Source organism: Streptosporangium amethystogenes subsp. fukuiense, assembly GCF_042665875.1.
GTDB lineage: Bacteria > Actinomycetota > Actinomycetes > Streptosporangiales > Streptosporangiaceae > Streptosporangium > Streptosporangium fukuiense.
This window is the reverse complement of the sequence record NZ_JBHTEE010000001.1, coordinates 5,573,078-5,589,736: the sequence shown is the minus strand read 5'-3', so window position 1 is coordinate 5,589,736 and position 16,659 is coordinate 5,573,078. Positions and strand designations below refer to the sequence as shown.

The 16,659-nt window shown below is 70.9% G+C and carries 13 protein-coding genes; 9 read left to right on the top strand and 4 right to left on the bottom strand.

The genetic code is table 11. The annotated features are described in order from the left end of the window. Positions 1-36 precede the first annotated feature (36 nt). The 3 genes from ACFQVD_RS23805 (at position 37) to ACFQVD_RS23795 (ending at position 2,287) form a co-directional block, all read left to right on the top strand. On the top strand, positions 37-492 hold the full coding sequence (locus ACFQVD_RS23805; RefSeq protein WP_343978990.1) for a PTS sugar transporter subunit IIA: 456 nt from the start codon (positions 37-39) through the stop codon (positions 490-492). A 119-nt stretch (positions 493-611) separates the two neighbouring features. Next, complete coding sequence (locus tag ACFQVD_RS23800; RefSeq protein WP_343978993.1) at positions 612-869, top strand: HPr family phosphocarrier protein; 258 nt, start codon at positions 612-614, stop codon at positions 867-869. Positions 870-943: 74 nt separating this feature from the next. Further along, positions 944-2,287, top strand: a complete 1,344-nt coding sequence (locus tag ACFQVD_RS23795) for a glycoside hydrolase family 3 protein (RefSeq protein ID WP_343978996.1) — start codon at positions 944-946, stop codon at positions 2,285-2,287. Between the two features lie 103 nt (positions 2,288-2,390). Here the strand turns inward: ACFQVD_RS23795 and ACFQVD_RS23790 are convergent, their stop codons facing one another. Continuing rightward, positions 2,391-2,516 (bottom strand): hypothetical protein, encoded by a 126-nt coding sequence (locus tag ACFQVD_RS23790; protein ID WP_343978999.1) that lies wholly within the window; start codon positions 2,514-2,516, stop codon positions 2,391-2,393. A gap of 66 nt (positions 2,517-2,582) precedes the next feature. Beyond that, entirely contained in the window at positions 2,583-7,028 is a 4,446-nt protein-coding gene (locus ACFQVD_RS23785; protein WP_343979002.1) for a cation-translocating P-type ATPase, read from the bottom strand. Between the two features lie 81 nt (positions 7,029-7,109). On the opposite strand from ACFQVD_RS23785, the gene ACFQVD_RS23780 reads away from it, so the two are divergent. After that, entirely contained in the window at positions 7,110-7,889 is a 780-nt protein-coding gene (locus tag ACFQVD_RS23780; RefSeq protein ID WP_343979005.1) for a hypothetical protein, read from the top strand. Positions 7,890-8,426: 537 nt separating this feature from the next. On the opposite strand, the gene ACFQVD_RS23775 is transcribed toward ACFQVD_RS23780, so the two are convergent. Beyond that, complete coding sequence (locus ACFQVD_RS23775) at positions 8,427-9,629, bottom strand: acyl-CoA dehydrogenase family protein (RefSeq protein ID WP_343979008.1); 1,203 nt, start codon at positions 9,627-9,629, stop codon at positions 8,427-8,429. An 81-nt stretch (positions 9,630-9,710) separates the two neighbouring features. Between ACFQVD_RS23775 and ACFQVD_RS23770 the strand changes: the two genes are divergently transcribed. From ACFQVD_RS23770 to ACFQVD_RS23755, 4 genes are all read left to right on the top strand, one after another. Continuing rightward, positions 9,711-10,355, top strand: a complete 645-nt coding sequence (locus ACFQVD_RS23770) for an HAD family hydrolase (protein WP_343979011.1) — start codon at positions 9,711-9,713, stop codon at positions 10,353-10,355. Positions 10,356-10,487: 132 nt separating this feature from the next. Then, positions 10,488-10,994: a DUF6912 family protein gene (locus ACFQVD_RS23765; RefSeq protein ID WP_343979014.1), complete on the top strand. Its 507-nt coding sequence runs from the start codon at positions 10,488-10,490 to the stop codon at positions 10,992-10,994. Between the two features lie 88 nt (positions 10,995-11,082). Continuing rightward, positions 11,083-11,715 (top strand): HAD family hydrolase, encoded by a 633-nt coding sequence (locus tag ACFQVD_RS23760; RefSeq protein WP_343979017.1) that lies wholly within the window; start codon positions 11,083-11,085, stop codon positions 11,713-11,715. 208 nt (positions 11,716-11,923) lie between these two features. Then, positions 11,924-12,658 (top strand): HAD family hydrolase, encoded by a 735-nt coding sequence (locus ACFQVD_RS23755; protein ID WP_343979109.1) that lies wholly within the window; start codon positions 11,924-11,926, stop codon positions 12,656-12,658. 126 nt (positions 12,659-12,784) lie between these two features. Here the strand turns inward: ACFQVD_RS23755 and ACFQVD_RS23750 are convergent, their stop codons facing one another. Further along, complete coding sequence (locus ACFQVD_RS23750; RefSeq protein ID WP_343979020.1) at positions 12,785-14,323, bottom strand: penicillin-binding transpeptidase domain-containing protein; 1,539 nt, start codon at positions 14,321-14,323, stop codon at positions 12,785-12,787. A gap of 228 nt (positions 14,324-14,551) precedes the next feature. On the opposite strand from ACFQVD_RS23750, the gene ACFQVD_RS23745 reads away from it, so the two are divergent. Next, positions 14,552-16,558, top strand: a complete 2,007-nt coding sequence (locus ACFQVD_RS23745; RefSeq protein WP_343979023.1) for an acetoacetate--CoA ligase — start codon at positions 14,552-14,554, stop codon at positions 16,556-16,558. Positions 16,559-16,659 lie beyond the last annotated feature (101 nt).

Sequence of the window (16,659 nt, the reverse complement as noted above, 5' to 3'; positions counted from 1 at the left end):
TGCTCTCGCGGACGGGGGCATGCCGAGGGGAGTGCGGTGACCACGGTTCTGGCACCGGTCGCGGGGGTGGCGGTGAGACTCGACTCGGTACCCGACCCGGTCTTCTCCGAGGGCCTGGTCGGGCCCGGCATGGCGATCGAGCCGGACAGGGCGCCCGGCCGGGCCTTCTCTCCCATCGCGGGCACCATCGTCAAGCTGCACCCGCACGCGTTCGTGGTCGTCGGCGACGACGGCAGGGGGGTCCTCGTCCACCTGGGCATCGACACGGTTCAGCTCAGGGGCGAGGGCTTCGAGCTGCTGGTCGCGGAGGGCGATCGGGTGAGCGCCGGGCAGCCGGTGGTGGCGTGGGACCCGGCCGGGATCGAAGCGGGCGGGCGCCGCCCGATCTGCCCGGTCGTGGCGCTGGACGCCACCGCGGGCGCCGTGACCGGCCTCGCCGAGGGGACCGTGGACGCCGGTGACCGGCTTTTCGAGTGGAGCGATCCGGTCTGACGGCCCGCGGGGCCGGAGATGGCGAAGAATGTGAAATGGTGTTGAGCCATCGGATGGCCAAAGGCCGGCAAACACGCCGTGTGGTCTAGACCGCGGCGTCGATTCTCAAGGAGGAGCACGTGGCCGAGCGCCATGTCACCGTCACGGCGGAGGTCGGCCTGCACGCCCGGCCCGCCGCGACGTTCGTGCAGGCGGCGACCAAGGCGTCCCTGGACGTCACCATCGCCAAGGGGGCCGGCTCGCCGGTGAACGCCAAGAGCATCCTGTCGGTCCTCGCACTCGACGTCAGGAGAGGGGACGTGGTGGTGATCAGGGCCGAGGGTGAGGGCGCCGAGGAGCTTCTCGACCAGCTGGCGGGCATCGCGTCGGCGCCGTGAGCCGAGGTGCCTCCGATTCACCGGCCGATTCGCCGCGCGGGCACCGGGGCGTCCGCCCGGATAGCGTAAGGGGCATGGCTCGGTGGATGTGTGTGACGGGGATCGCAGTGATCGCGACGATGGCGGCCGGGTGTGTCGGCACCGGAAGGGCCGCTCCACCGGCGTCCGGCGCGGTCGGGGGCGGGGAGTCCTCCGCGAGCGCGAGCCCGGCGGCCACGCGCGCCGAGACGGCCACGCCCGGGACGGCGAGACCGGGAACGGCGAAGCCGGCCGATGTGGAGGCCGTGCTCGCCTCGATGAGCCTGGAGGAGAAGGTCGGCCAGCTCTTCATGCCGGTGCTCTACGGTCAGGCGGCCGACACGGCGTCGGGGGAGAACCAGGCGCGGTTCGGCGTGGACACCCCGGCGAAGATGGTCGCCCGCTACCGCCCCGGTGGGGTGATCCTGTTCCCCTGGGCGGGCAACGTCAAGAACGTCAGGCAGGTCGTGGCACTGACCAACGGGCTGCAGAAGGCGTCGCCGGAGATCCCGCTACTGATCGGCGCGGACCAGGAGAACGGCCAGGTCTCCCGGCTCGCCCCGCTGGTCACCAACCTGCCGGGAGCCTCGGTCATCGGCTCGACCGGCGACCCCTCGCTGGCCCGCCGGGCCGCGGAGGTGACCGGTAGCGAGCTGCGCGTCCTGGGCATCAACCTCGACTTCGCCCCTGTCGCCGACGTCAACATCAACCCGCGCAACCCGGTGATCGGCCCGCGTGCCTACGGCTCCGATCCGAACAAGGTCGCGCCGATGGTCGCCGCCGCGGTCCGCGGCTTCCATGACGCGGGGATCGCGGCCACCGCCAAGCACTTTCCCGGCCATGGTGACACCAACGTCGACAGCCACACCGGTCTGCCGGTGATCAGGCACTCCCTGTCCCAGTGGAAAAGGCTGGACGCCCCGCCTTTCGCCGCCGCCATCGGCAGGGACGTCGACGCGATCATGAGTGCGCACGTCGTCATGCCGAAGCTCGACCCCTCCGGCGACCCGGCCACCCTCTCCAGGCCGATCCTGACCGGGCTGCTCAGGGAGAGGCTCGGCTTCGACGGGGTCGTCTCGACGGACGCGCTGGACATGGCGGGGGTGCGCAAGAGGTATGACGACGGTGAGGTGGCGGTACGGGCGATCCAGGCCGGGGTCGACCTGCTGCTCATGCCGCCGGACTACCGAGAGGCCCGTGGGGCGCTGCTGGCCGCCGTGAAGTCCGGGAAGATCTCGGAGGCGCGGCTCGACCAGTCCGTCCGGCGCCTGCTGAAGCTGAAGGCCGCCCGTGGCCTGCTGGAGAGGGCGCCGGTCGCCGACCCGGCCAAGGCCGAGCGGGTACTGCGTTCGGCCGGGCACCTCAAGGTCGCCCGGCTCATCAACTCGCGGGCCCGCTGAGCGGGCTTCCGGTCGTGACCGTGGCCTGGGCCCCGGTCACCGTGGTCGCGTTCCCGGTCATGATCCGCTCACGGCACGGCCGGGCCCGTGCCGCAGGACCGGGTCAGGCGGCCTGGAGGCTGCCGGTCCTGGCCAGCGAGACGACGAGCGACTGGATGACGCGCATGAGAAGGGCCTCGATCAGCATGACCGTCGCCTTGGCGAGCACCGTGGAGAAGAATCCGTACATAACAACCTCATAGGGAGAAGGATCGCTTAATGCGATAATCCATACCAAACAGGACTAAGTCACCCTCTAGGAGATTACCGTTTGGTGAACGTTGGGTGACACCTGTCGGTTGGATGCCTGGAAGACGACTCCGGCGGCCGTGGTCGCGGCGGCACTGCTCAGGGCGATGAACCACCCCACCGGCCCGAGGGGACGGCAGCCGAAGAAGTGGCAGAACCCGGGAACCGAGACGCTCATGCCCAGAACGCCGAGGGACAGGAGCGAGGCCAGCACCACGGTGCGGTCCCGGCTGCCCAGGGCGAGGGTCTGCAGCAACTGCGTCGACACCAGCGCGACCAGTCCCATCGTGTCCGCCCGCCCACGCGTGCCGGTCATCCGGCCGATCGCCCAGGCCGCGCCCGCCGCACTCGCCGTGGTGGCGGCCCGCAGGTAGATGTCCCGGGTCAGGGAGGCCCCCAGCGAGGCCTCCGGGCCCTCCTCCAGCAGTTTCTCCGGACTGGCCGCGGCCGGCGGCCGGGAGGCCACCGCCATCGCGGGCAGCATGTCGGTGAGCAGGTTGACCAGCAGCAGCTGCCGGGCGTTCAGCACGTTCCGGCCGCTGATCAGGCTGGATCCGACCGCGAAGACGATCTCACCTATGTTGCCGCCCAGCAGGATGCTCAGGGCGTCGCGGACCGACCCCCACATGGCCCTGCCCTCGATGATCGCGTCGACGATCGTCTCGATGCGGTCGTCGGTCACCACGATGTCGGCCGCGGCCCTGGCCGCCGGGGTCGCGTGGGAGCCGAGGGCGATCCCCACGTCCGCGAGCCGGATCGCGGGGGCGTCGTTGGCGCCGTCCCCGGTGACCGCCACGACCTTGCCGGCCCGGCGCAGACAGCCGACGATCCTGGCCTTGTGGGCCGGAGTGGTCCTGGCGAAGACCGTCACGTCCGGCAGCGCCTCCAGCAGGGTGTCGTCGTCCATCCCGTCCAGCTCGGGCCCCGTCATGATCTGCCCGCCGTTCAGCACGTTCAGCTCGACGCCGATCGCCTCCGCCGTGCTCGGATGGTCACCCGTGATCATGACGATGCGTACGCCCGCCCGGGTCAGCCGGCCGACGCTTTCGGCCGCCGTGGGCCTCACCGGGTCGGCCAGGCCGAGGAAGCCCAGGAAGCACAGGCCCTGGATACGGGACTCGTCGAGGTCGCGACGGTCGGAGGCGGCGCGCTCCGCGACCGCGAGCACCCGGTAGCCCTGCCGGGCGAGCTGGTCGAGCTCCTTCTCCAGCTCCGCCTCGAGGGAATCCGTGAGGGGGACCACCTCGCCGTCGCGGAGTACGGACGTGCAGCGGGTGACCACGACCTCCGGAGCGCCCTTGACGCTCAGCAGCGGCCCCGAGTCGTTCGCGCCGAGTACCGCGTGGTAGCCGCGTCCGGGCTCGAAGGGAAGCTCGTCGACCCTTTCCCAGCTTCCCGCGCCCTCCCTGGGCACCACGCCCAGCCGCTCGGCCCCGTTCACCACGGCGCGATCGGTGGGGTGCGCGATGGGACGCCCCTCATCGTGCCGCGGGCACGCGCGCAGCCCCGCGGCCACGATGTGCCTCATCTCGGGTGTCAACGCCTCGACGAGACGTTCGTCCTGCCCGTCCGAGACGCACCGCAGGCTGATGCGCCCCTCGGTGAGCGTCCCGGTCTTGTCGAAACAGAGCACGTTCACCCGGCCGAGGGCCTCGATCGTGGAGGGGTTGGGCACCAGGGTGTCGCGGGTCGACAGCCGCCGGGCGGCGGCGAGTTCCGCGACCGAGGCGACGAAAGGCAGCCCCTCGGGCACGGCCGCGACGGCGAGGCTCACCGCGGGCGCGAGCGCCTCGATCATCGACCTGCCGCGCAGCAGGTCGGCGGCGAGCAGGACGAAGCCGGAGCCGATCGCGACCGGAAGGATCCGGCGGCTCAGCTTCCGCAGTCGCAGCTGCACGCCCGAGACGGGTGGCCGCTCCTTGGCGAGCCTGGCGGTCCTGGCGGCCTCGGTCGCCTCGCCCGCCGCGACCACCACGGCCAGCCCGCTACCGGCCGCGACGGTCGTACCCTCGTAGACCATCGAGCTCCGGTCGGCGACGGCGGGCGCGTCGACGGGCGCCGGTGACTTGGTGACGAGCTGGGACTCGCCGGTCAGCGCGGCCTCGTCGATCTCCAGGCCCGTCGCCCTGAGCACCCGGCAGTCGGCCGGCACGGTGTCGCCCGCGCGCAATTCGAGCACATCGCCCGGCACCAGGTCCTCGGCCGTCACGCTCACGCCCTCGTTGGGGCGGCGAAGCCGGACCCGGATCGCGACCGACTCGGTGAGGCGATGCAACGCCCGTTCGGCGCTGAACCGCTGGCCTCCTCCGATGAGCGCGTTGGCGAGCACCACGGTGGCTATCATCGCCGAGTCGGAGATCGAGCCGACCAGGGCCGACAGGCCCGCCCCGGCGGCCAGGACCGGGGTCAGCGGGTTGGCCAGTTCCTCGGCGGACGCGCGGAGCAGCGAGGCGGGACGCTCGGACTCCGAGGCTCCCGCCGAGGTCCTGCGCCGGACGGCCTCGGCCTCGGTGATTCCGCTGGGCGAGGATCCCAGCAGGGACAGGACGTCCTTGGTCGACATCGCGTGCCAGGGGGTCTGGTCCACCCGGACCGGCGGCGTCTCCTGCCCGGCGTGCCAGCCTGCCCACACACCCGTGACGATGGCGGCCATCGCGGTGCAGTCACTTGAGAGCTGCGCCCTGCCCAGTGACCGCGACGGCGGCCCGAGGGCGGTCAGCACGCCTCCGGCGGTCGCTCCCGTGGCGTCGAGCCAGGCGCACCGCTCGCTTGTCCTCCTCGCCGGCGCCAGGCAGCTCAGCAGCAGGTGGATCTCCTCGAGTTCGCCGATCACGTCCGCGTCCCAGGGCACCCGGGCCGAGCGGGACAGCACGCCGATACCCAGGTCGGCGTGGGCCAGTGCGGTCATGTGGCGTCCCGACACCACGGCGACCCCGCGGCCGTCCGCCTGGAGCGCGCGGACCGACCGGGTCAGCCGGGAGGCGTCCGGTACGAACTCGTCGACGCCGAGCCGCCGACCGAGCCCCGGATCGCCTCCCGCCAGCAGCACGGTGCCCGCGGCCTTGGCCGCGGTGACGATCGCGTCGGCCAGCGGGTCCACCTGCGGTGCCATGCCGACCAGGGCGACGGGCTCGCCCCGCCTCGCCACGCGGACGGCCCGGAGTCCCCGAGCCTCCCATTCCTCGGTGTCCGCCGCGATGAGCCCGGCCGGGCCCGGCACCGGCTCGGCGGTCCACTCCTCGTGCTCCCGCCGCGCGCCGGGGTCGGTGAGGTCGAGCAGGGCGTAGAGCCGCGCGTGCAGCCCGTCGGTGTCGGCGTCGCCGAGGGACACGATGCGGTCGATCTCCCAGGAACCCGTGTCGAGCACGTCGGCGTCGAGGATGACCGTGTCGATGCCGTCCATGTGGCGTAGGGCGCGGCTGTTGAGGACGACCGCCCCGCGCCGCGCCAGGGCGCGCCCGATCGCGGAGGCGAAGGATTCACGGCCCAGCTTCGCGGCGTTGGGGGTCGCCGCGGTGAGCATGGCGATGGTCCGTTCCCGGTTCTTGCCGAGGAGGTACGTCAGCCCGGTGGCGCCCACCGTCACCTGGCTCGCGACGTGCTCGAACCGTCGTACGGGGCTGGTGGTCATGGGGGCCGGGCGTGGTTTCCTGGCCACCCGGATGTGGTGGTAGGAGCCCTCCCACGAACCCAGTTCGTGCTCGTGCCTCTCCCAGGCCCGTCGCGTGTCGCGCGTCTCGAGGTAGCGGCCGACCGCGGTGGCCGACTGGACGAGCATTCCCAGCGGACGCAGCGCCAGCGTGTAGGCGACGATGTCCGCCGTTTCGAGCAGGGCGGCGGCGGTCGGGACGCCGAGGTGGCGGTCCAGCTCGGTGCGGACCTTCGGGGTGGACTCGGCCAGGCTCAGCAGGGCGGGAACGATCGGAGTGAGCGGCAGCACGTGCATCACACGCCCGGCCAGCGCCATTCCCGTTCCGACCAGGCTCCCGCCGAGCCGGATGCCCATGCGCGTGTGGCTCCGCACCGGGTTGGCGATGCGGTGCTCCGCGTATTCGGAGGCGAGGGACACCGGGCCCGGCAGTGAGTCGTCGAACTCGGCGTCCTCGTCCACCTCCGGCTCGTCGCCGTCGCCGTCGCCGTCAGCGTTGTCGAACGAATCGACGACCGCCACCAGCTCCTCCAGGTCGACCGAGTCGGGGTCGCACCCCACGAACACGGTCCCGAGGGCGCCGTTGACCTCCGCCCGCTCGATCCCCTCCACCTTCAGCAGCGAGCTCTCCAGCCGTCGCGCCGCCCGCCCGCTGCCAGGACCGCCGATCACGTACAGGTCGATACGGAGCCCGCCGGGACAGATTCGCCTCCCTCGGGAATGCCTCAGGGCGTTGCGGATCACCTCGGGCATGGCACCCCAGAGAGTTTCCGCGGGAAGCGAGAGCAGACGGGGTACGAACATCCGGGTCTCCAGTAGACGAGATGACAAGGCCGATCAGGCCGTGGTTACACGTGGCCCGATCGGCCCCATCACTGTGATCACTTGGAGCTGCTCCTGCGGGGCGAGGTCTTCTGGCGGGCGGCCGACCTGGTGGACCTGGAGGTGGAGCTCGCGGCACGGGAAACGGGCGCCGAGGTCCGCGACGCGGATCCGGTGGCGCGCGCCGCGGTCCTGGCGGTCCGCGAGGTGGTGCCTGCGGCGCGTGATGTGGATCTGGTGGCGCGTGATGTGGTCTTGGCGGTCCGCGAGGTGGGTTTCGTGGTCCGGGATGTCGTCGCCCGTGAGGTGGTGCCTGCGGCGCGCGCCGCGGGCCTGGCGGTCCGCGAGGTGGTGCCTGCGGCGCGTGATGTGGATCTGGTGGCGCGTGATGTGGTCTTGGCGGTCCGCGAGGTGGGTTTCGTGGTCCGGGATGTCGTCGCCCGCGAGGTGGTGCCTGCGGCGCGTGTCGCGGGCCTGGTGGCGCGTGATGTGGTCTTGGCGGTCCGCGATGTCGTGCCTGCGGCGCGTGAGGTCGTGCCTGCGGCGCGTGAGGTGGGTTTCGTGGTCCGCGAGGTGGTGGCCGCGGCGCGTGACGTGGGCCTGGTGGTGGTGCCCGCGGCTCGTGTCGCGGGCCTGGTGGCCCGTGTCGCGGGTTTGGTGGCCCGTGCCGCGGGTTTGGCGGCCCGTGCCGCGGGTTTGGCGGCCCGTGCCGCGGGTTTGGCGGCCCGCGCGGTGGAGGCCGAGGTCCGGGCGGCGGGTTTGGTGGTGCCCGCGGCTCGTGAGGTGGGCGTCGGAGTCCGGGGCGCGGAGACCGGGGCCCGGCCCCTCCCGCGGGCACGCTGAGCGATCATCGTTCCGACCCCGATGGCGGCCGCCACCGGCCACTCGATCAATCCCGCCACGGCCAGGGCGCCGAGCCCTCCGTAGTAGACGATGCGCTCAGGCGGCGGGAGGAAGGACCTGGCGGCGTCGACGGCTTGGCCCGCTTCCTGCCGGCTGACGTGTGGCATGTGAACATGCGGCGGCCGGAACTGCACGGTCATCATTGGCAGGTTCAACTTCAGTGAGGGGTTGTCCTGCTTCCGGCCTGACGGTGTGTGCGTGGTGGACGCGGCGGGTGTGGTCGGCTTTTGCGCCGTATGGGCGCGTGACCGGCTCGCCTGAGCTACTGCCATGATCCCTCCTCATGGGAACCGAGGGAAGGTGCAAATGGAGCCCGCAGGAGGCCGATCACGCCTTCTACGTGCAGTTATATGGCCTGAGTGCCATGTCCGTAATCTTCCTCGAATTGGGGCCGTGAAACTCGTACCGGCCTTTGAATCGGATATTGGGGGAGGAATCTCCGATCCAGTGGACCGTATGCGCCCTGTTCCGGGGCGTCTAGGAGAGGTACGGCTTGAGCTCGCGACGGGCCACGGTGCGGATGTGAACCTCGTCCGGGCCGTCGAATATGCGCATCGCGCGGGCCTGGGCGTACATCGTGGCGAGCGGGACGTCGTCGGCGAGACCCATGCCGCCGTGGACCTGGATGGCGCGGTCGATGACCTCGCACGCCATCCTCGGAGCGACGACCTTGATCGCGGAGATCTCCGAGGCGGCCGCCTTCACGCCGACCGTGTCGATCATCCAGGCGGCCTTCAGGGTGAGCAGTCTGGCCTGCTCGATGGCCAGCCGTGACTCGGCGATCTGCTGCTGTACCACGCCCTGCTGGGCAAGCGTCTGGCCGAAGGCCACCCGGTTGGCGGCGCGGGTGCACATCAGCTCCAGGGCGCGCTCGGCCATGCCGATGGCACGCATGCAGTGGTGGATGCGACCGGGGCCGAGACGGGCCTGGGCGATGCGGAAGCCGTCACCCTCCTCCGCGATCAGGTTCGAGGCGGGCACCCGGACGTCCGTGAAGAGGATCTCGGAGTGGCCGTGCTGCTCCTGGTAGCCGAAGAGCGGCAGGTGACGGACGATCTCCACGCCCGGCGTGTCCATCGGGACCAGGATCATCGACTGCTGGCGGTGCGGGGGGGCGTCCGGATCGGTCTTGCCCATCACGATCAGGATCTCGCAGCGCGGGTCGGCGACCCCGGTGATGAACCACTTGCGGCCATTGATCACGTACTCGGAGCCGTCGAGCCGGATGGAGGTGGCGATGTTGGTCGCGTCGCTTGAGGCCACGGCGGGCTCGGTCATCGCGAACGCCGAGCGGATCTCCCCGGAGAGCAGGGGCTTGAGCCACCGGTCCCGCTGCTCGGGCGAGCCGAACATGTGCAGGACCTCCATGTTCCCGGTGTCGGGGGCCGCGCAGTTCAGTGCCTCGGGCGCGAGGTCGATGGAACGGCCGGTGACCTCGGCCAGAGTGGCGTAGTCAAGCACCGACATGTTCGACTCATCGGGCAGGAACAGGTTCCAGAGGCCGCGCGAGCGCGCCTCGGACTTGAGTTCCTCCACCACCGGCGGTAGTTCGTGGTTGTCGTAGCCCTTGGCCTGGCGCCACGCATGGTAGACCGGCTCCGCCGGGTATACGTGGGTTGCCATGAAATCGGTCAGATTGGCGAGGTATTCCTGAGCCTTGTCGCTGAGCGCGAAGTCCATGGCGGCAAGTTTGGCACCACCCCTTCTCCGATCGTTCACCGGCCACACTTAACCTGGAACCCGTTCCACTAAGGAGGACAGATGCTCAAGGGCGTGCTGATCGACTGGGGTGGCGTGCTCACCGTCGGTCTTTCCGAGGCGGTCGCGGAGTGGATCGTCGCCGAGAGGCTCGACGCGGACCACTACCGGCAGGTGATGCGCGAGCTGATCGTCCACGCGTACGAGGGCCTGGAGAACAGCGAGAACGTGATCCACGCTCTGGAGCGGGGGGAGATCTCCGGGCTGGACTTCGAACGCCACCTGGCCGCCCGGCTGGTCACCACGGACGGCGTGCCGCCGGTCGCCGAGGGGCTGCTGGACAGGATGTTCTCCCGCTTCCACCGGGTCGAGCCGATGTACGAGATGCTCCGGGTGGCCCGTGCGGCCGGGCTGCGCACCTGCCTGCTCTCCAACTCCTGGGCGAACGAGTATCCCCGCGAGGGCTGGGACGACGTCTTCGACGAGGTCGTCATCTCGGGAGAGATCGGCATGCGCAAACCGGAGCAGAGGATCTTCGAGCACGCGCTCGGCAGGATCGGCCTGGCCGGTGAGCAGTGCGTGTTCGTCGACGACATCGAGGCCAACATCGAGGCCGCCCGGCGACTCGGCATCGTCGGCGTGCACCACCGCGACCCTGAGGTGACCATCGGCGAGTTGGAGACCCTGTTGCGGGTCTCGCTGCGCTGAGGCCCGTCCGGTCCGGAGCGGATCGGTCACTCCGCGCGGGCGGTACCACCGCGGGTCGCCGGTACTGGCACACTCGATGCGTGAACCGGCGCCGAACCGGCGCCGATGCTTAAGAGATAGATCGAGGCATGGATGCGCGTCTACCTGCCGTGTACGCTCCCGGCGCTGGCCCGCGTGGCCACCGTGGGGGAGCTCGGCCCGGCCCCGCTGACCGGCTACGCGGTGACACCCGCGTTGATCGAGTGGTACGTCTCGGGTGACACCGAGGAACTGGAGTACGTCGCACTGACCGAGGCGGCCAGAGACTCCCTGCGAATGCTGGCCGCCGACCGCGCGGACGGGGTGGAGGTCGTCGCGCGGCGGGTGGTCGTCGCCGTCGACGTACCGGAGGGTGACGTGAGCGTGAGCGCGGACCTGGACGAGCGAGCCCGGGTGCGACTCGCCGCGGCGGTCCCGCTGGCGCGGATCGCCGCCGTCCATGTGGACGACCTGTCGGCGGTGAAGGACGTCGAGGCCGCCGTCGCGGCGCTGCCCGCGGCCGACCGGGGCGACGACGACGCCAGGTTCACCGTGGACGGTGTCGAGGCCAACGAGCTCCTCTGGTACGCCACCCAGGAGATTCCCGACCTGGTCGGCTGACCCTCTCGCGTCCGGAGTCCGGAGAGCGGGCCGGCCATCCTGTGGTGGCGCCGCTCCAGCACGGGTTTTCGCTATCCTGGGAGGCGATATGAGACACATCGTTTGGGATTGGAACGGCACGCTCTTCCACGACATCGACGCCGTCGTCGGTGCGACGAACGCGGTGTTCGAGCCGTACGGGCTGGGCTCCTACGACGTGGACCGTTTCCGTGCCGTCTACACGCGCCCGATCTGGGCCGCCTACGAGCGCATGCTCGGCCGTGCCCTCCACGAGGGCGAGTGGGAGATGCTCGACCTGGGCTTCCATGACAACTACCACCGGCTGATGCTGGAATGCGGGCTGGCCGACGACGCGCTCTCCACCCTGGAAAGCTGGGGGAACGCGGGAGGCAGGCAGTCGCTGCTGTCCATGTGGGCGCATGACCGGCTGGTTCCCAAGATCTCGGAATTCGGCATCGACCACCACTTCAGCCGGATCGACGGCCTGCGCAACGCCCCCGGCGGGCACAAGGCCGAGTCGATGGTGGCCCACCTGGCCGCGCTCGGCATCGACCCGGCCGATGTCCTCGTGATCGGCGACAGCCTGGACGACGCGCACGCCGCCCAGCACGTCGGCGCGCACGCGGTCCTCTACACCGGTGGTATGACCAGCCGCGCCGACCTGATGTCCTGCGGCGTCCCGGTCGTCGACACCCTCGCGAACGCCCTCGACCACGCCTAGGCCCTGCCCTCAGGCTCTGCCCCCAGGCCCTGCGCAGGCCGCCATCCGAAAAATGGTCGAGGGAACGGCGGGGTTTCCCCGGTCGGCGTGGCGAACGGGTCACCGTCGCAGGGCAACCCCCCCAAAACTAACGTTTTCGGCATTGGAGGCGGTCGCCATCCGCCTCGGGTCGTACTCTGGGCATCCGCACCCATTCCGGGAGGCTCCGATCAACCGCCTCGTTCTCTGGAACATCGACCTCACCCTGGTCGACGTGTCCATCGTCACCCGCGAGGCATACGCGGAGGCCTTCCGCGCTGTCACCGGCAGGCCCCTGGTCAAGCTGACCCAGCCCAACGGGCGCCCGGACTCTGAGATCGTCTTCGAGATGCTCGCCATCAACGGGATCGTCGCCGGGGACGACCACCTCCCCAGGTTCCTCGACGCGCTGGCCGAATCCTTCGGGACCAGGCGCAGGCGCCTGGCCAAGGACGGCCGGATGATGCCCGGGGCCCGCGACGCGCTGAAGGCGGTGGCAAAGCTCGACGGCGTGGTCCAGTCGGTACTCACCGGCACGATCAAGAGCAACGCCGTGCACAAGCTGACCGCGTTCGGCCTCGACGAACACGTCGACTTCGAGATCGGCGGCTATGGCGAGGAGGTCTATCCCAAGGCCACCCTCCTGCAGGTCGCGCAGGGCCGGGCCAAGCAGAAGTACGGGGCGATCTTCGACGGGAGCAACACCGTGCTGATCGGCGACTCGGCCAGGGACGTCCAGGCCGCCAGGATCGCCGGGGCCGCGATGATCGGCGTCGCCTCCGGGCGCTCCCTGGCGGCCGAGCTGCGCGAGGCCGGGGCGGACGCGGTCCTGCCCGACCTCGCCAACCCCTCGGAGGTGGTGGCCGCCGTCGCCGGCCTCACCTCCCCGGCCCGCCACGCCGGCCACTTCCCCGCAGGCCGCTGACTCCCGCCAAGCGGGCGGGCGGCATGAACCCGACAGCGCGATGGGCCGTCGGCAGCCGATTCCCGCATTCCCGGTCAGCCACCTCGGCAAGATGGTGATCAACCATCAGCGGTCCGCCGGTGTGGGTCATCGCTGGGGGAGGCCGGTCAGGAAGCGGCTCGCGATGGGGGCGGCCACCGTGGAGCCGGCGCCGCCGCCCTCCACCACGATGGAGAAGGCCAGGTCTCCCCGGTAGCCGATGAACCAGGCGTGCGACGGCGGTTCCTTGCCCGAACCGAACTCCGCGGTCCCGGTCTTGCCCGCCGTGCCGGAGGGGAAGGAGACCGCGCTCGCGGTGCCCTCCACCACCACCGCGGGCATCAGCGTGCGCAGTGCCCGCAGGATCTCGGGTTCCAGCTTCCGGGGCTCGGCCTCGGGCAGCAGGGAGGCCGCCACCAGGCGGGGCGGACGCCAGGAGCCGTCGGCGATCGCCGCGGCGACCGTGGCCATGTTGAGCGGGCTCGCCAGCACCCGGCCCTGGCCGATCGAGGCCGATGCGAGGTCGGTGTCGTCCTTGGGCGCGGGGAACTCGGCCCGTACCGCGGGCACGCCGGGTTGGACGGGGGCACCGAACCCGAAGCTCCCGGCGAGGGCGGCGAGCCGCTGCCCGCCGAGCCGGTCCACGGTGAGCGCGCCGAACGTGGTGTTGCACGAGTGCGCGAACGCCGTGCTGAACGGGAGCGTGCCGTAGTCCTTGAATCCGGCGTTGTGGAAGGCGAAGCCGCCGATGTTCTGCTCGGCCGGGCAGCTCACCCGCTCGTCCGCGGTCATACCGTCGGCGACCAGGGCCGAGGCGGTGATCACTTTGAAGGTCGAACCCGGCGGGTAGTGGCCCAGCAGCGCCCGGTTGAATCCGCCCGGCTTGTTGACCACGGCGAGGATCTCGCCGGTCGACGGCCGGAGCACGACCAGTGAGGCCGGCTTGTCCACCGCCTCCAGGGCCGAGGCGGCGGCGCGGTGGACGTCCAGGTCGATGGTGGTGCGCAGTTCCCGGCCCGCCTTGGCGGTGGCGGTGGCGAGCGTGGCGACCTTCTGAGTGCCCTTCACCAGATCGACCCGCGCGGACGCGGTGCCGGTGAGGCGGGAGGCGTACGTCTGGGTGAGTCCCTCGACGAGCTGCTGCACCGAGCCTGGCGTGGCAGGGGTGTCGATCCGGGTGCCGTCGGCGGCGAGGATCGGCGCCCGCTCGGCCTTGACCAGCGCGGTCTTGATCCGCAGGCCCGTTCCGAGCCTGGGGTGGACGGCGGCCGGGCTCCACTTCACCCGCCAGGTGCGCTCGTGCTCGACCAGCTTCAGCGACCCCTCGTAGGCCCAGTCCACGGGCCCCTCCAGCGCCGCGCGGAACCCGACGGTGACCGGCTCGCCGTCCCGGGCGTCTCCCAGCACCCTGAAGGTGGCCCCCGTCAGCTTCAGGTCGGTGCGGAAACGCCGGTACCAGCGCTCGAAGTCGTCCGGCGGCTTGACGGTCAGCGCACGCATCGCCGTGTAGTCCTGCCGGCCCCACGCGGTCAGGAACATCTCCGCGGTCTCCTCGGGCGAGCCCTCGGTGCGCAGTGCCCATACAGTGCCCGCGCTCGCGGTCACCAGCACCAGCGTGGTCGCGGTGATCAGATGTCTCAGCCTCATGGCAGTGGTCGCCCTTCCTCGTCGGGGACAGAGAAGACCAGAGAGTTGTCCCTTATGTCCAATATTTGGGACATGGTGAGATCGATATCCGAATGGATATCGGCGCTGGTGGTGACGGATTTCCCAGAGGTGCCGGCGAGGGCGTGTGTGGTCGGCCCACACGGTGTGCCGGGGCGATATGTGAACCTCGGGGATGACATTCGGCTGGGGCGCCGAGAGGATAGGGCCATGGTTGAGGAAGGTGCGCTGCTCTGGGAGCCCTCCCCGGAGGTTGTGAGGAACGCGAAGGTCACCCGTTATGCGGAGTGGCTGGGCCGGGCCGGTGACTACGAGTCCCTGTGGCAGTGGTCGGTTGACGCCCCGGCCGAGTTCTGGACGTCGATCTGGGACTACTTCGGGGTCGCGGGGGAGCGCGGTGACGGGCCGGTCATATCGGGGGAGATGCCCGGCACGGAATGGTTCGCCGGGTCGACGGTGAACTACGCGGCCAACGCGCTGCGCGGGGCCGTCTCCGACCCCGGGCGGCTCGCGGTGGTCGCCCGCGACGAGGTGGGCGGGCGGCGGACGTTCACCAGGGGCGAGCTGGCCGAGGAGGTGGCGCGGGTCCGCGCGGGCCTGGTGGCACTGGGGGTCGGACGGGGCGACCGGGTCGCGGCCTACGTGTCGAACGTTCCCGAGGCGCTGATCGCCTTCCTGGCGACCGCCTCCCTGGGAGCCGTCTGGTCCTCCTGCTCGCCCGACTTCGGGGCGTCCAGCGTGATCGACCGTTTCACCCAGATCGAGCCGAAGGTGCTTATCGCGGTCGACGGCTACGACTACAACGGCAGGAACTTCGACCGAGGCGCGGTCGTCGACGACATCGCGGCCAGGCTGCCGACGCTGGTGGCGCGGGTCCGGATCTCGGCCGAGGACGTGCGGGGCGCGGACACCCCCGACGGCTCCGGCGCGGCGGCCGCGCGGGAGACCGCGGCGGACGCTCCGGTGCCCGGGATCGGGGTCCGTACGGTGAGCTGGGCGGAGCTGCGCTCCGTCGCGGGGCCGCTCGACTTCGAGCCGGTGCCGTTCGGGCATCCGCTCTGGATCGTCTACTCCTCGGGCACCACCGGGCTGCCCAAGCCGATCGTGCACGGCCACGGCGGTGTGGTGCTCGAACACCTCAAGGCGATCTCCTTCCACCAGGATCTGGGCGAGGACGACGTCTTCTTCTGGTACACCACCACCGGCTGGATGATGTGGAACTACCTCGTCGGCGGCCTGCTGGTCGGCTCGACCGTGGTGCTCTACGACGGGGCGGCGACCTATCCTCAGACTGACGCGCTCTGGCGGCTGGCCGCCGAGGAGGGGGTCACCTACTTCGGTACGGGTGCTCCGTACGTGATCGCGTCCATGAAGGCCGGCCTCAAGCCGTCGGGCCTCGACCGGCTGCGGGGGCTCGGGTCCACCGGCTCGCCGCTGCCGCCCGAGGGGTTCGGCTGGGTGCACGACGCGCTGCCGGACGTGCAGCTCGGTTCGTTCTCCGGGGGCACCGACGTGTGCACCGGCTTCGTCGGCGCGGTCCCGCTGCTCCCGGTCCGGGCGGGTGTGATCCCCTGTCGCTGCCTGGGGGCGAAGGTGGAGTCCTTCGATCCGTCGGGCAGGCCGGTGATCGGCGAGGTCGGCGAGCTGGTGGTGACCCTGCCGATGCCGTCGATGCCGGTGATGTTCTGGAACGACCCGGACGGGTCGCGCTACCGCGACAGCTACTTCTCCGAGTACCCCGGGGTCTGGCGGCACGGCGACTGGATCAAGATCCTTCCTGACGGGGGTTCGGTGATCTACGGCCGCTCCGACTCGACACTGAACCGGGGCGGGGTGCGGATGGGCACCAGCGAGTTCTACCGCGTGGTGGAGGGTTTCGAGGAGATCGCCGACAGTCTGGTGATCGACACCGGCCAGCTCGGGCAGGAGGGCCGCCTGCTGCTGTACGTCACCCTGGTCGAGGGGGAGACGCTGCAGGACGCCCTGATCATGCGCCTGCGCCGGGAGCTCAGGGAGAGGCTCTCCCCACGCCATGTGCCGAACGAGATCATCGAGGTTCCCGGCATTCCCCGCACGCTCAGTGGCAAGAAGCTGGAGGTCCCGATCCGCAAGATCCTGCTCGGCGTTCCCCCGGAGAAGGCCGCCAACCTCGACGCCATGGCCAACCCCGAGGTCCTTCCCCACTTCGTTCCGGAGGCCGACACCGCCCGGCGCTGACCGCCGTGCCAAGCCCCGTCACGTCACGTCACCGGGCACGGTCTCCTCGGGCACCGGCTTTTCGGGGACCGGCCCTTTCCGGGCCGTCCGAACCGCGGAGG